Genomic DNA, 649 nt, shown 5'->3' on the forward strand with positions numbered 1-649 from the left:
AGTGCTTGTTCTGACCCTTCTACACATTGCAAAAAGTATCCATTGCCATAGCAAAGAATACCGGTAATGTTATCGGCGTGGTTACGCTCAACTGCGGTCTCTGAGATGTCATTAAGCGTGCTAGGACTTGAAAGACCAGTAGAAGTAATCCGGCTTATATATACAAGCTGGCAGAGATCTGTCGTTACTGGATTTGTCGAATCGTTGATTGTTGACAATCAGCTTCTCCCTATTATTAGGTAAATGTCGCTAAAACAATCATACTAACTTCAGAAAATATAGAGAAAACATCACTAAATGTAATAATTTTCTCTGATATATTATTGATTTTATAAGTTTTTATATTAATTGTATTAAGTTAGTTACATCATAGGTTAGATTGGTCATCAAAGCAACCTCTTATTAATTAATAACCTTGCTTATATACAAAAAACATGTTTTAAATATATATTATATATTAAATTAATATATCTTAACTTCTATTGAGGCTGAAAATTGCCATAAAATTGATGCGATATTGACAGTCATTACCTTGAGCTATCTGATATAAATACGAAGCAAATCTATAAATTTGATTAATGTGAGGATTGGATATCAAGAATTGCTGCCAGCAATATGGCATCATCAGGATACGTAAGCTTGATGTTTT

The 649-nt window shown here is 32.0% G+C and carries 1 protein-coding gene; it reads right to left on the reverse strand.

All coding sequences use genetic code 11. The features are described from left to right. Positions 1-218, reverse strand: a 218-nt coding sequence (locus ACS8FC_RS18360) for a BLUF domain-containing protein (RefSeq protein ID WP_439297844.1), incomplete at its 3' end; no start/stop codon positions are given. Positions 219-649: the final 431 nt, after the last annotated feature.

The sequence above is a fragment of the Psychrobacter sp. 1Y4 genome, from assembly GCF_051847555.1.